General features: G+C 62.7%; 14 protein-coding genes. 9 read left to right on the top strand and 5 right to left on the bottom strand.

All coding sequences use genetic code 11. From position 1 onward, the window contains the following. Positions 1-4: 4 nt before the first annotated feature. The 6 genes from NKH23_RS30300 (at position 5) to NKH23_RS30275 (ending at position 6,459) form a co-directional block, all read left to right on the top strand. Positions 5-850, top strand: coding sequence for an ABC transporter permease (locus tag NKH23_RS30300; RefSeq protein WP_352720790.1), 846 nt, complete (start codon positions 5-7; stop codon positions 848-850). Between the two features lie 2 nt (positions 851-852). After that, positions 853-1,635: an ABC transporter permease gene (locus tag NKH23_RS30295; protein WP_352720788.1), complete on the top strand. Its 783-nt coding sequence runs from the start codon at positions 853-855 to the stop codon at positions 1,633-1,635. Further along, positions 1,632-2,696 carry an ABC transporter ATP-binding protein gene (locus NKH23_RS30290; RefSeq protein WP_352720786.1) on the top strand — a complete coding sequence of 355 codons (1,065 nt, stop codon included), beginning with the start codon at positions 1,632-1,634 and terminating at the stop codon, positions 2,694-2,696. The genes NKH23_RS30295 and NKH23_RS30290 overlap by 4 nt, the downstream gene beginning before the upstream one ends. Positions 2,697-2,698: 2 nt before the next feature. Further along, the gene (locus NKH23_RS30285) at positions 2,699-3,457 is read left to right on the top strand and encodes an MBL fold metallo-hydrolase (RefSeq protein ID WP_352720784.1); all 759 of its coding nucleotides are present in this window, start codon (positions 2,699-2,701) and stop codon (positions 3,455-3,457) included. A 460-nt stretch (positions 3,458-3,917) separates the two neighbouring features. Further along, positions 3,918-4,691, top strand: a complete 774-nt coding sequence (locus tag NKH23_RS30280; RefSeq protein WP_023679915.1) for an NAD kinase — start codon at positions 3,918-3,920, stop codon at positions 4,689-4,691. 190 nt (positions 4,692-4,881) lie between these two features. Then, positions 4,882-6,459, top strand: a complete 1,578-nt coding sequence (locus NKH23_RS30275) for a DEAD/DEAH box helicase (protein ID WP_352720782.1) — start codon at positions 4,882-4,884, stop codon at positions 6,457-6,459. A gap of 44 nt (positions 6,460-6,503) precedes the next feature. Here NKH23_RS30275 and NKH23_RS30270 read toward each other — a convergent pair whose 3' ends face one another. Then, positions 6,504-8,516, bottom strand: a complete 2,013-nt coding sequence (locus NKH23_RS30270) for a BTAD domain-containing putative transcriptional regulator (RefSeq protein ID WP_353036168.1) — start codon at positions 8,514-8,516, stop codon at positions 6,504-6,506. A 175-nt stretch (positions 8,517-8,691) separates the two neighbouring features. Between NKH23_RS30270 and NKH23_RS30265 the strand changes: the two genes are divergently transcribed. Continuing rightward, entirely contained in the window at positions 8,692-8,934 is a 243-nt protein-coding gene (locus tag NKH23_RS30265; protein ID WP_352720778.1) for a YjiS-like domain-containing protein, read from the top strand. 26 nt (positions 8,935-8,960) lie between these two features. On the opposite strand, the gene NKH23_RS30260 is transcribed toward NKH23_RS30265, so the two are convergent. Further along, on the bottom strand, positions 8,961-9,854 hold the full coding sequence (locus tag NKH23_RS30260; RefSeq protein WP_352915891.1) for a LysR family transcriptional regulator: 894 nt from the start codon (positions 9,852-9,854) through the stop codon (positions 8,961-8,963). A 120-nt stretch (positions 9,855-9,974) separates the two neighbouring features. Here NKH23_RS30260 and NKH23_RS30255 point away from each other — a divergent pair, with 120 nt between their 5' ends. Beyond that, positions 9,975-10,859, top strand: a complete 885-nt coding sequence (locus NKH23_RS30255; protein ID WP_353036166.1) for an NmrA/HSCARG family protein — start codon at positions 9,975-9,977, stop codon at positions 10,857-10,859. A gap of 48 nt (positions 10,860-10,907) precedes the next feature. Beyond that, a complete protein-coding gene (locus tag NKH23_RS30250) occupies positions 10,908-11,180 on the top strand; it encodes a DUF2798 domain-containing protein (protein WP_023679921.1) in 273 nt (90 codons plus the stop codon). Positions 11,181-11,270: 90 nt separating this feature from the next. Here NKH23_RS30250 and NKH23_RS30245 read toward each other — a convergent pair whose 3' ends face one another. The 3 genes from NKH23_RS30245 to NKH23_RS30235 form a co-directional block, all read right to left on the bottom strand. Further along, the gene (locus tag NKH23_RS30245; RefSeq protein WP_352720774.1) at positions 11,271-11,918 is read right to left on the bottom strand and encodes a YiaD family glycine zipper/OmpA-like lipoprotein; all 648 of its coding nucleotides are present in this window, start codon (positions 11,916-11,918) and stop codon (positions 11,271-11,273) included. 175 nt (positions 11,919-12,093) lie between these two features. Continuing rightward, positions 12,094-12,462, bottom strand: coding sequence for a GFA family protein (locus NKH23_RS30240; protein ID WP_023679923.1), 369 nt, complete (start codon positions 12,460-12,462; stop codon positions 12,094-12,096). Positions 12,463-12,628: 166 nt separating this feature from the next. After that, entirely contained in the window at positions 12,629-13,015 is a 387-nt protein-coding gene (locus NKH23_RS30235; protein WP_352468780.1) for a hypothetical protein, read from the bottom strand. Between the last annotated feature and the right edge of the window lie 119 nt (positions 13,016-13,134).

Raw genomic sequence — 13,134 nt, 5'->3', positions numbered from 1 at the left:
GGTCGTGAGCGCTGCCACGAAGAGTGAGCGTGCCCTGCCCTGGGCGCTGGTCACGCCGGCGCTCGGCTGGACGCTGCTGTTCTTCGTGCTGCCCTTCGTCGCCATGGCGGTATCCAGCCTGACCGCGCATGAAGGCGGCGGCTTCACGCTGTCCAACTACAGCCAGTTCTTTGCCAATCCATCTTACTGGCAGGCGATGGTGAACTCGCTGCAGGTCACCGCTATCGTTACCGTGATCTCCGTGCTGCTTGCCTATCCCTTTGCGTGGATCCTGGCCGAGCAGGTGCCGGAGCGCTGGCAGCGGCTGGCGCTGATGCTGGCGGTGCTGCCGTTCTGGACCTCCTATGTCGTGCGCTCCTATTCGTGGCTGCTGGTGCTGGCGCAGAACGGCGTCGTCAACCGGGCGCTGACCGGCTCCGGCCTGCTCGGCGAACCGCTGCAACTCGCCAATACGCGGCTAGCGACCGTCACCGGCTTCGTGCATTTCTTCGTCATGCTGCTGACGCTGACGATCTTTGCCAATCTGAAGCAGCTCAGCCCAAGCTACCGCAAGGCCGCCGCCGACCTCGGCGCCGGGCCGGTGCGCACATTCCTGCACGTCGTTTTGCCGCTGACGCTGCCGGGCATCATGGTCGGCGCCTTTCTCACCTTTGTGCTGTGCATCGGCGACTACATCACGCCGCAGATCCTCGGCGGCAACAACGAGCTGTTGATGCCGCAGCTCGTCATGATGCAGATCGGCCGGCGCGGCGACTTTCCGCTCGCCTCTGCGCTGTCGATCATTCTGATGGCGGTGGTCACCATCGCCTATCTCGCCTGCGCCCGCTGGCTGAAGATCGAGCGGGCCTGACCATGCGCGCTTTCATCCGCCTCGTCTCCGGCCTTTATGCCCTCGCCATCTATGGCTTCATCTTCCTGCCGGTGGTGGTGCTGGTGCTGTTTTCGCTGCAAGCGACGTCGTTTCCGATCCCGCCCTTCACCGGGCCTTCGCTGCGCTGGTACGAGGCCGTGCTCGCCGACACGCGGCTGACTTCGGCGCTAGTCAATTCGCTGCTGGTGGCAATCGTCTCCTCGGCTCTCGCCATCACGCTCGGCTTCCTCTCCGCCTGGGGTTTTGCGCGCTTCGTCTTGCCGGGCTCAGGCCTGATGCGCGGGCTGATCACCTTGCCCTTGACCGTCAGCTATCTGATCATCGGCATGGGGCTGCTGGTGCTGTTCAATTGGGCCGGCGTGCCGAAGTCGCTCACTGCCGCCGGCATCGGCCATGTGGTGATCAACCTGCCGCTCTGCTTTGCCATCGTCTACAGCCAGATGGGCGACCACCAGATCAATATCGAGCGCGCTGCGCGCGACCTCGGCGCGCCGGAATGGAAGGTGCTGCTGCTGATCACGGTGCCTGTCATGGCGCCGGCCATCTTCGCCGGCTACTTCCTGTCGATGACCTTCTCCTGGGACGAATTCGTCATCTCGTTCCTGTTGACGCGCTTCGACACGACGCTGCCGGTCGAGATCTGGAACCTGCTGCGCTCCGGCCTCAATCCCAAGACCAACGCCGTCGGCTCGCTGGTCTTCGCCGTATCCATCGTACTGGTGGTATTGTTCGAGCTGATGCTGTTGCGGAGGAAGCCGGCATGAGTGCGCCACTGGTCGATATAAGCTCTGTCTCGCATCGCTTCGGCCAGCACACGGTGCTGAAGAACGTCTCGCTGACGATCGAGCCGGGCAGCTACACGATCCTGCTCGGGCCGTCCGGCTCCGGCAAGACGACGCTTCTGTCCATCCTCGGCGGCTTCGTCACGCCGAGCGAAGGCAAGGTGCTGATCCGCGGCGAGGACTGCACCGCCGTGCCACCGGCGAAGCGGCCGACGACGACCGTGTTCCAGGACTATGCGCTGTTTCCGCATATGAGCGTCGGCAGCAATGTCGGTTTCGGCCTGCGCATGCAGGGCGTCGATGGCGCAACCCGAGCAGCGAGAGCGCGCGAGGCGCTGGCGCTGGTTGGGCTGGCCACCGCCTTCGACAAGAAGCCTCACCAGCTTTCAGGCGGTCAGCGGCAGCGCGTGGCGCTGGCGCGCGCCCTGGTGGTCGAGCCGGCGGTGCTGTTGCTCGACGAGCCGCTCGGCGCGCTCGACCTGAAATTGCGCCGGCAGATGCAGGACGAGTTGAAGGCGATCCAGAAACGCGTCGGCACCGCCTTCATCCACGTCACCCACGACCAGGAAGAGGCGATGGCGCTGGCCGATCATTGCGTGGTGATGAATGACGGGCGCATCGAGGACGAAGGACCGCCCGAGCGCGTCTATGCACGGCCGGCGACGCGCTTTTCCGCGACTTTCATGGGCGAAAGCACGCTGATATCGGGAACGGTGACGGAGGCGAAGAGCGGCAAAATCACCGTCACCACGAAGCTTGGGTCGCTCTCGCTGCCCGGCACATTGCCGACCGGCTCGACCGTTGTGCTGGCCATTCGGCCTGAGCATCTTGTCCTCGGCGCGGCCGGCGGCGCTGTGCCGCTTGGCATGGTCAAAGTGAGCGACGTTGTCTTCCAGGGCAGCTTCAAGCGTGTGCTGGGGACCTCCACGACCGACCCGGCGCTGCACTTCATCGCCAAGGTTCCCTCGGCATCGGCCGTCCAGCCGGGCGACGTGGTCGCGGTATCGTGCGATGCTGGCGACATCATCCTGCTTGCGGACTGAACATGAGCACGCTTCCAACCATCGACGCCGGCCACTGGTACGAAACCATCCGCATGGGCGATGGCGTGACGCTGATCCACGAGCCGTGGATCAAGCCGTTCTTCCGCTGCAACATCTGGCATGTGCGCGGCCGCGACCGCGATCTGCTGTTCGACACCGGCCTCGGCCATTTCAGCTTGCGGTGCCACGTGCCGCTGGTGACGGAACGCAAGCTCGTTTGCGTGGCCAGCCATACGCATTTCGACCATATCGGCTGCCATCACGAATTTCCCGACCGCTGCGTGCACCCGGCCGAGGCCGAGATCCTCGCCGACCCGCGCAACGAATGGACGGTTGCCGACCGCTATGCCACCGACGAGATGTTCGACGGCATGCCGCAAGGCTGGGACACGAAACGCTACCGGATCCTGCCCGCACCAGCCGGCCGGTTGCTCGAACAAGGCGATGTCGTCGATCTCGGCGACCGCGCCTTCGAGGTGATCCACACGCCCGGTCATTCACCCGGCGGCATTGCGCTCTACGAAAACAGGACGGGCATCCTGTTTTCCGGCGACATCGTCTATGACGGACCGCTGATCGACGATGTCTATCACTCCGATATCGACGACTATGTCGAAACGCTGCTGCGCATGCGCGATCTCGATGTCTCGGTCGTGCATGGCGGCCATTTCCCGAGCTTCGGCAAAGTCCGCTATCGCCAGCTTGTCGACGAGTATCTCGCGCAAAAGCGCAAGGCCGGCTGCCACCTGCTCGCCCGATAAGCACTGGCGCAGTGGCGTCAAAGCGCCCTTTGCGGACAGGGTGTCCCCACCGCGTCGCCGCAGCGTGACGCCGTAGGCTCGGGTCTAAAACTCTTTTCCTCCGACTGGCGCACCAGTTCCGCGAAAGCCAGGGCAAAACTTGCCAGCATCAGGAAGACAATAATCAAGCGTGCCAGCGGCAATAGATCGGCCTCGACTGGTTAGCCCCACGCCGCCCGTCCGCTGCCGGCTAACATGATCGATCCGGCTTTACGAGAGTTTAAGGCGAGTCTTAACCATCACATCATTTTGTCCCGCGACATGATGCGCGAGTGCGGCTTGTTTGGCCGCCAACTCAAGGCACCTCCCTCCCTTTGCAGAAATGCCCACCCATGCTAACCCGGCGCTGGCGCGGCCCAGCAACCGGTCGCCGCCAATCGGTCGCCAAACGGTCGTCGCCAATCGGTTGTCGTTGAGAGCCATGAGCAAAACCGCCAGCCGTTTCGCCTTCGTCTCATCCGGTACAGCCGACGCCAATGCGGCGCTGGAAAGCCTTTCTGCACGTTACGGCCAGGCATCCGTCGAAGAAGCCGGGATCGTCGTGGCGCTCGGCGGCGACGGCTTTCTGCTGCAGACCCTGCGTGAGACGATGAGCACGGGAAAGAAGGTCTACGGCATGAACCGTGGCACCATCGGTTTCCTGATGAACGAATACCGCGCCAGCGGCTTGACGGGGCGCATCGCGGCGGCCGTTGCCGAAACGATCCGTCCGCTGGAGATGCAGGCGGTGACGGCGGAGGGCGAGACGATTTCGGCGCTCGCGATCAACGAGGTCGCGCTTTGGCGCCAGTCCTACCAGACCGCCAAGATCCGCATCACCGTGGATGGGCAAGAGCGGCTGGAGGAACTGCACTGCGACGGCGTGATGATTGCGACGCCGGCCGGCTCGACCGCGTATAATCTGTCGGCGCACGGGCCGATCCTGCCGCTCGACGCTCCGCTGCTGGCGCTGACCCCGGTCAGCCCGTTTCGTCCGCGCCGCTGGCGCGGCGCGCTGCTCTCCAACAAGGCGATCGTGCGTTTCGACATTCTGGAGCCGGAAAAGCGGCCGGTGAATGCCGCCGCTGACCACACCGAGGTCAAGGCGGTGACGACGGTCACGGTGAGGGAATCGCCGACGGCAACGGCGACGCTGCTGTTCGATCCCAACCATTCGTGGAACGAGCGCATTCTCGCCGAACAGTTCAGGTATTGAGCCGGCGCAGCAGCCACTGCGCAAATTAAGCATCGCGATTAAGGTTACGACTTCACAATCGCGCCAATGCCGCCCGTTTGTGTTGACAAATCGTGGGCTTGCGCCTACCTGCAATACCAATCTTGCAGGCGCGCGGCGCTTGCCGCGACTGCTTATGTTGCGCCCCCGAACCAGCCAAAGACAGCCAAACTTGTCCTCAGACACCCAGATCGCTCAAGAAGCGTTGACCTTCGCAGACCTCGGCCTGTCGCCGAAGGTCCTTTCCGCAGTTACCGATGCCGGCTACACCGAGCCGACGCCGATCCAGGCTGGCGCCATCCCTCACGCCTTGCTCGGCAAGGACGTGCTGGGCATTGCCCAGACCGGCACCGGCAAGACGGCGTCCTTCGTCCTGCCGATGCTCACCCGGCTGGAAAAGGGCCGCGCCCGCGCCCGCATGCCGCGCACGCTGATCCTCGAGCCGACGCGCGAGCTCGCCGCGCAGGTCGAGGAAAACTTCGTCAAATACGGCAAGAACCACAAGCTCAACATCGCGCTGCTGATCGGCGGCGTGTCCTTCGACGAGCAGGACAAGAAGCTCGAGCGCGGCGCCGACGTGCTGATCGCGACCCCCGGCCGCCTGCTCGACCATCGCGAGCGCGGCAAGCTCCTGCTCAATGGCGTCGAGATCCTCGTCATCGACGAGGCCGACCGCATGCTCGACATGGGCTTCATCCCCGACATCGAGCGTATCTGCGAGATGATCCCGTTCACCAGGCAGACGCTGTTCTTCTCTGCGACGATGCCGCCGGAGATCACCAAGCTCACCGAGAAGTTCCTGCACGCGCCGGTGCGCGTCGAAGTGTCGAAGGCTGCGTCCGCCGCCACCAACATCATCCAGCGGCTTGTGAAATCCGGGCCAAAGCCCTGGGACAAGCGCGAGACGCTGCGCAATCTGATGAAGGCCGAGGATGCCGAGCTGAAGAACGCCATTATCTTCTGCAACCGCAAGGTCGAGGTGTCGGAGCTGTTCCGCTCGCTGCTGAAATATGATTTCGACGCCGGCGCCCTGCATGGCGACATGGACCAGCGCGCGCGCATGCAGATGCTGGCGAATTTCCGTGACGGCAAGCTGCGCTACCTCGTTGCTTCGGACGTCGCGGCGCGCGGCCTCGACATTCCCGATGTCAGCCATGTTTTCAATTACGACGTGCCGATCCACGCCGAGGATTACGTCCACCGCATCGGCCGTACCGGCCGCGCCGGACGCTCCGGCAAATCCTTCACCATCGCGACCAAGTCGGATACCAAATACATCGACGCGATCGAACGGCTGATCGGCACTAAGATCGAATGGCACGACGGCGACCTATCGACGGTCGTCGCCAGCGAGGGCGGCGAGGATGAGGCGCCGCGCCGTGGCCGCGGTGCACCACGCCGCGCCGGCCGCAAGGACGACGCCAAGGACAGGGGCGAGCGCAAACCGCGTGAACGCCACGCCAAGCGCAGCGAAGAAGCAGCGCCGGAAGCAGTTAGCGAGGAACAGCCGGTCGTGGCCGAAGCCACCGTCGCCGACATAGGCGAGCGGCGTACCCGCAAAGACGCGATCCGCTCCGAAAATACCGAACGCAAAGCTTCGCCCGATCGCAACGAACGGCGCGCGCCCGAACGCGGCGACACCAGGCCGCAGCGCGAGCGCCCTGCCCGCCAGCGCCAGGAAGACAATGACGCGACCGTCGGTTTCGGCGACGACATGCCGGCCTTTATGCGGATCGTCGCCAAGGTCTGATACGGCGCTCGCGCGTACACCGACGCGCGAAGCATTGCCGCGAGTCAGTCCGGCAGGCCCGCCTTCCGAAGGCCTTCGATGTATCTGCTGCGATCGTCCGGTCGATAAAACGGCGGCAGCACCTCGGCGAGATTCGAAAGCCGCAGCGAAGGATCGAACTCGCAGACCCGGGCCATCATTTGCTGCGCTTCCGACAGGCGCCCCGCAAGGGCATGACTCGCCGCCACTACACGCATCGCGCTCACATAGTTCGGTTGGTACCGCAGCGACTTTCCCGCCCAAGCGACGGCGTCATCGTAGCGGCCGGCACAAAAATGAGCGAGTCCGGTGTTGAATTGCCAAGCGAACAGGCGTGGATCCAATGGGCTTAGGCGCATGGCAAGCGCGGCGTGCTCGACGGCCTTGCCTGGCTCGCCCAAGCAAGCCCTCACCCAGCTGCTGACGCCCAAAGCAGCGGCCAAGTTCGGGTTGAGCGCGAGCGCGCGATCGATGCAAGCCGCACTGTCATCAAGGTCGCCACCTACGTAGCCGAGGACGTATCCACCGAAGGTAAGCGCAATCGCATCGTCCCTTCCGAGTTCGACCGCTCTCCTGGCCAGTCGAGTAGCCTCGGCATTCTCTTTCGCGCGGTCGACCATCCAGCCGTTGCTTTTTCGGGTGGCGTAGCACCGCGCCGCCCGCGCATGGGCTATCGCGAACTCCGGGTCACGGTCGATCGCCTTCATGAAGAGGCGCAAGGCATCGTCAATGGCCGATCTGCTAGTGATCGTCCGGTCAAAGGCCGCCACCCCGCGGAGATAGTAGTCGTAAGCGTCGAGGCTCTCCGTCGGCTTGCTCTTGGCACGCTCGATCTCGGCCTCCTCCACTTTCGGCGTTATTGCGCCCACTATGCTTGAGGCGACCTGATCCTGCAGATCGAAGACTTCGGCGAGCGTTCCGTCAAAACGGTCGGCCCAGAGATAGGCCCCTGTCGAGGTGTCGATGAGTTGCCCGGCGATGCGCAGGCGATCACCCGTCCGGCGTACACTTCCCTCAACCACATAGCGCACGTCCAACTCGCGCCCGACCTGCTTTAAGTCTACGGCCTGGCCCTTGTAGGTGAAGCTCGAATTCCGGGCGATGGCGTACAGGTGGCGGAAGTGAGTTAAGGCTATGATGATGTCCTCGACTATGCCGTCGGCAAAATACTCCTGCTCCGCATCGCCGCTTAAATTCTGAACTGGCAACACCGCTACCGACGGTCGATCGTGATGTTTCGTCGGGACCGGCAAGACTTGCGGCTGCGGTACCACATCAGATCTAGGTGCGGTCCGCTGATATTCGGCTCCCTTCCGTGATTGCAGCGAAGCCGCCAAGGAGACCGTCTGTGCCTCAGGTTCCGCGCCCAGATGCTTCTTCAAGAGAGCCCGACAGGACTCGAACTGTCGCAAAGCCGCGTTTTCGTGGCCCGTGAGGGTATGGATCCGCATCAACGCCCGATGGGCCGCCTCCACGGTCGGATCCGAAGCGAGCAGCCTCTCCGCGAGCCCTTCGCAGGCCGATTCTTCTGCGGAGCCGGGCTCGGAGAGAGCGAGGCTCAGCCGCTCCACCAGCTGCTGTGCCTTCCGTTGATACTGGCTCTGATAAGGTCCAAACCACTCGTCCAGTTCGTCAGGAATGGCTTGCCCGGCAAGCAGCTCACCGCGGTAGAGATCGGCGGCGACGGCGAGATCGGCGGTTCGGCCCTGCTCTAATTTCCGGTCGAAGATCGAGATGTCCGCCTCATCCGGACCGGCAAAAAGCGCGACGGTTTCCTGATCACCATCGATATAGACGGTTGCATCCGAGCTGGCGGGGAACGTGCGCCTGATGTCGACCAGCGCTTGCCGCAGACTATTGCGGGCCTGCCCGTTGCTTCGCCCCGGCCAAAAAGTTTCGGAAAGCTGCTCGCGACGATGGCCGCGGCGGCCTGCGAGAACCAGAGCAGCAAAAAGAAGCGAAGTCTTGCGTGTGGCGAACCGGACAGGCCGGTGCTCCGGGGAAGTAACCTCCAGGCCACCAAGCAACCGGATGCGCACAAATCCTCTCCAGACTTCGACCGCAGCGACAGAATAGCATCTCGGTGGATCGATTTAACACCGATTTAACGGCCGATCGCCGGACTTCTCCCAGTTGTTCACGCCCAGCCGAACAGCCCGAAAACGCCTGCGTGGCACGCTCCCATCCGCAAACTCGAAATGGGAGACCAAAACAATGGCTCACACGGAACCTCGCGCCGCCCGCAGCATGGCCAAACGCTTGCTTGGGTCTAGCCTTAAAGACGCAGCAATGATGATCGCTGCCTTCAGCGGTTGGCGGCGGACCGTCGCAAGACGCAGGGCACTGGCAGATTTGACGACCGATCAGCTGAAGGACATCGGTCATTCGGAGGTCCATCAGCCCGCACTCGACGCCGTCACAGCTGTTCTGATCACGAACTTGATGTCGATGAGGTAAGATCGGCGTTCAGTTTGGTCTGGGCCCTAAAGGTTCTTGAGCTCCAGGCGGGATGCCAGCAGGTCCAGAAAAGCGCGGACTTTGGCCGAGGATGATCTGCCTTCCGGCCACACGGCGTGTATCGGCACCGGCACTGGCTCGAATTCGGTCAGAACCAGTTCCAAACGGCCATCGTCCACCAAGTGCCTTACCTGCCAAAGCGGCGAGTAGCCCAGACCCAATCCGTGAACCGCGGCTGCATAGATCGATATCATCAAATTCGACCGGAAGGTGCCCGCGACCTTCACCGGCCGGGGCTTGCCTTCAATCTGAAACATCCATTCCCCTGGGCGGCCGTCGACAGTTCGTACGATGCATTCATGCTCACGCAATTCAAGCGGATGGGCCGGTCGGCCGTGTTGCTGGAAGTAGGCAGGTGCGCCGAACACCACGCGCCGCAGCGCCCCCAGGCGCTTCGCACGTAAATTGGAATCCGGCAAATTGCCGATCCTTACCGCCAGATCGAGACCCTCGGCATCAAGATCGACAAATTCATCGGAAAGCTGGAGGTCAACCCCGACCCGGGGATATGTCCGCATATAGTCGGCGATAACCGGCACGAGGAAGTCCGGGCCGAACAGAACCGGGGCACTCATGCGCAGGATGCCGGACGGCTCGGATCGTCGATTGGCCGCTTGAAGCCTGGCTTCGTTAATTTCCTCGACGGCGGGTTTGATGCGCTGGAAAAAGGCCGCTCCGGCTTCGCTCGGCGTCGAGCGGCGCGTCGTCCTGTGCAGAAGCTCGACCCCGATTGATTCCTCCAATGTCGCCAGAGACCGACTGACCGACTGCAGCGAGCGGTTCAGCCGGCGTGCGGCAGCCGTCAGGCTGCCATGCTCGACAATGGCAATGAAGGCTTCGAAATCCTCTATCCGGCTCATTGCCTATTTCTCCCGAAAACCGGGAGAAACTATCGCAAAATCGGTGAATTGTAACGCAGTTCGCTAGATTTTATCTTCCCTGCACAGGCCGAAAGGCAGACTCGAGGGAAGGAGATCGTCATGCGAACACCCAGTCCAACCGTCCTGGTCGTAGGCGCCGCAGGCCGCGTTGCCGGTTTGGTGGTGCCTGAACTCGTCCGCCGCAACGCCAGGGTTCGGGCGCTTGTTCGTGACGCCGCGAGTGCCGAAAAAGCCCGGAAAGCCGGCGCATCAGAGATCGCGATCGGAGATCTGCGCAACCATCAGAGCCTTGAGCAGGCCGTGAAAGGTGTCGACGGTGTCTTTCACATCGGACCGGCCTTTGCTCCCGATGAAGCCGCCATGGGGGTTGCCATGGTTGAGGCGGCGGCGCGAGCGGGCGTTCGGAAATTCGTCTTTTCGTCGGTGATCCAGCCCACAAATACGAGGCTGGAAAACCATGCAAGCAAGATACCCGTCGAAGCTGCCCTCTATTCGACGAACATGGAATACACCATTCTGCACCCGGCCAATTTCATGCAAAATATCGCGGCCGCCTGGCCGTCCGTCGTCGAGCATGGCGTTTTCTCGGAGCCGTTTCCAAAGACGGCGAAGCTTGCCCGCGTCGACTACCGCGATGTGGCTGAAGTGGCGGCGATCGCACTGACCGAAGCGCGTTTGTCCTATGCGACCCTCGAACTGTGCGCCGACGGTATGCACAGCCGCGAAGAGCTCGTTGCCATGATGAGCCAAGCGCTTGGCCGGCCGGTTTCGGCGGGCGAGCCGACATTTCAGGACTGGGCGGCGAAAGCCCGCCTTCCCTATACCGACCGCCAGTTGCAGATGCTGGCCAAAGTACACAGCCACTACGCCAAATACGGCCTCGGCGGGAACAGCCTGGCGTTGCGCGCCGCGCTTGGCCGCGAGCCGCGTTCGCTGCGAAGCTTCATTCGGGAATTGGCGCTGCAGGCGGCATATGCCGCCTGATCGTCCTCACAATAATACTTACGCACATTTTCTGATGGGGAGATTTCGATGCAAGCATCACCGGACCGAGCCTTCAAGTTGAGAAAGCTGCCGCCCTCCTACGGCGCGGTGGTGATGCCGTTGGTTCTTTCGATTCTGATGTCCTCGATTGTCTCGGCGGTTTCGACGGCAATCGGCGCAGGCTGGACGAACGGGTTTATTGCGGCCTGGAGCTATGCATGGGGTGCTTCATGGCTTGTCGCGTTTCCCAGTCTGCTGATTGTGCTTCCGATCGTACGCCGGATCGTTGCCGCGATTGTCGATCAGCCGGCCCGGTCCTGACATCACGAACAAAGGGCGCCGGCGGCCGGCGGTCCGGCATAACCATTAGAGCGGCCCCTTGCGGGGCCGCTCCCGGTTCATGCGCTTGCCTCAGGTGAGCGGCGACAGCTGGATCTCGACGCGGCGGTTCTGTGCCCGGCCGGCAGCGGTCGCATTGGAGACGATCGGACGCGTCTTGCCGAAGCCGGTGACGGCGAAGCGGCGGGAATCGACGCCCTGTCCGGACAGGTAGTTGGCGACCGCCAAAGCGCGGCGCTGCGACAGGTCGAAATTGTGCTCGTCGCTGCCGGTCGAGTCGGTGTGGCCGAACACGTCGACCGTGGTCTGGCGGAATTTTTTCAGCACAAGGGCCACTGAATTCAGCACCGGATAGAAACCGGCCTTCACCGCATCCTGGTCGACGTTGAAGGTTATGTCGGACGGCATGTTGAGGATGATCTGGTCGCCGGTGCGCGTAACGCTGACGCCGGTGCCCTGAAGCTGCCGGCGCAGTTCGGCCTCGTTCTGGTCCATGGTGGCGCCGATGGCACCACCGGCAAGCGCACCGATGCCCGCGCCGATCAGCGCGTTGCGGCGGTCGTTGCCGCCGGCAAGCATACCGAGCCCGGCACCCGCCAAAGCACCGAGACCGGCGCCGGCAGCGGTGTTGGAAACCTTCTGCTCCCCGGTGTAGGGATCGGTGGTGCATGCGCTCACGAGCACAGCCGTCGCCACGACGGCGAGCACAATCTTTTTCATTTGGTGGTCCCTCTCCATTCAACGGCCGCGCAACGGCGCACCGCATCAGCCCTTCCAGCGACTTGTAACATGAAATGCGGCGAAAAGCGGACCAGCAAAAGCCGCTGCCGCGGCTTTCCCCGGCTCAATTCCACACGCCTGCAGCGGCTCGCGCGACCACCGCAATTCGACCCGGCTACCAGAGATTCTTGCCGTCGATGACCACCACTTCGACCTTGTCGAGATCGAAATCGTCGAACAGCCGCGAGTTCACGCTGATTTTCGGATTGTCGAAATTCGGCTCGCCCGTCGACCAGTCCGGCGTCTCGGTGAAGGTGCCGCAGCCGCAGGTGGCGCAAAAACCATGTTTTATGGTTTTCGATCCCCACTGGTAGAACGAAACATTCTCCGGCGGGCTGGTGAGTCTGAATTGCGATGGGGTGTAATAGGCCCACAACGACCCGCGTTTCGAACAGAAGGAACAGGTGCACCGGGTCACTGTCTGCGGCGCTTGCGAAACCTCGAACGTCGTCGCCTTGCAGTGGCAGCTTGCCTTGATGGTCATGAACCAGTCCCTCATAATGCCCGCCGCCCCTACGGCAAGGCACCATAAAGTAACGCTCCTGACAACTCCCCGTCAGCAGACCTGTGGGCCTGCGATGGAGCGCGTCAATCCAAAACCGCTGCACTCCCTGGGGTCAAGCCGTGGGCAAAACTTTGGGTGACATGCACTAATAGGACGAAGGTGGCACGAACAGGCAGATGGTCTTTCCGTCATTGGCGCCGGCGACGGAGCACCAATGATATTCGCCGTCGGGCGAATTCTTGATCCGCTTGTCGCTATAGGCCACGACTTCCCCGGTTCCTTTGATGACATAGCCCTCGGGACGTTCGCTGATCGACGTCTGAGAGACCTCGCGGCAATCATAGCCCGAGCAGCAGGAGAACGGGTAGCTCCAGCCTTGAGGCATGGCCGCGGTCGGCGTGGCATCATGCGCCAGAGCAGGCGCCGCGAATGGAATGGCGGCAGCTATCAAAACCACTGCCGCGACAAGTGAATTCAGGAGTCGGCGCGCCGTGCGGGCGATTGGGGCCGGTCTGGGTGCGAGAGCAGGCATGAGCGCAGTTCCTATCAACGGTTGTCAAGCATTTCGCTTGCCCGTTCCCGGAACGTGTCTTCCCAGTGGCCGGATCGTCAGGTCGCAGATACGCCGCGTCCGGCCATAAATGCTTTTTC

It is taken from the genome of Mesorhizobium sp. M1328, from assembly GCF_040318075.1.
Lineage (GTDB): Bacteria > Pseudomonadota > Alphaproteobacteria > Rhizobiales > Rhizobiaceae > Mesorhizobium.
The sequence above is the reverse complement of the archived record's forward strand: the minus strand, read 5'-3'. Positions and strand labels throughout refer to the sequence as shown.

Excerpts from the sequence above, each read along its gene's own strand:
- NKH23_RS30235 (WP_352468780.1), bottom strand. The coding sequence starts at position 13,015 with ATGCCTGCTCTCGCACCCAGACCGGCCCCAATCGCCCGCACGGCGCGC.
- NKH23_RS30260 (WP_352915891.1), bottom strand. The coding sequence starts at position 9,854 with ATGAGCCGGATAGAGGATTTCGAAGCCTTCATTGCCATTGTCGAGCAT.
- NKH23_RS30240 (WP_023679923.1), bottom strand. The coding sequence starts at position 12,462 with ATGACCATCAAGGCAAGCTGCCACTGCAAGGCGACGACGTTCGAGGTT.
- NKH23_RS30255 (WP_353036166.1), top strand. The coding sequence starts at position 9,975 with ATGCGAACACCCAGTCCAACCGTCCTGGTCGTAGGCGCCGCAGGCCGC.
- NKH23_RS30280 (WP_023679915.1), top strand. The coding sequence starts at position 3,918 with ATGAGCAAAACCGCCAGCCGTTTCGCCTTCGTCTCATCCGGTACAGCC.
- NKH23_RS30250 (WP_023679921.1), top strand. The coding sequence starts at position 10,908 with ATGCAAGCATCACCGGACCGAGCCTTCAAGTTGAGAAAGCTGCCGCCC.
- NKH23_RS30295 (WP_352720788.1), top strand. The coding sequence starts at position 853 with ATGCGCGCTTTCATCCGCCTCGTCTCCGGCCTTTATGCCCTCGCCATC.
- NKH23_RS30245 (WP_352720774.1), bottom strand. The coding sequence starts at position 11,918 with ATGAAAAAGATTGTGCTCGCCGTCGTGGCGACGGCTGTGCTCGTGAGC.
- NKH23_RS30285 (WP_352720784.1), top strand. The coding sequence starts at position 2,699 with ATGAGCACGCTTCCAACCATCGACGCCGGCCACTGGTACGAAACCATC.
- NKH23_RS30265 (WP_352720778.1), top strand. The coding sequence starts at position 8,692 with ATGGCTCACACGGAACCTCGCGCCGCCCGCAGCATGGCCAAACGCTTG.
- NKH23_RS30290 (WP_352720786.1), top strand. The coding sequence starts at position 1,632 with ATGAGTGCGCCACTGGTCGATATAAGCTCTGTCTCGCATCGCTTCGGC.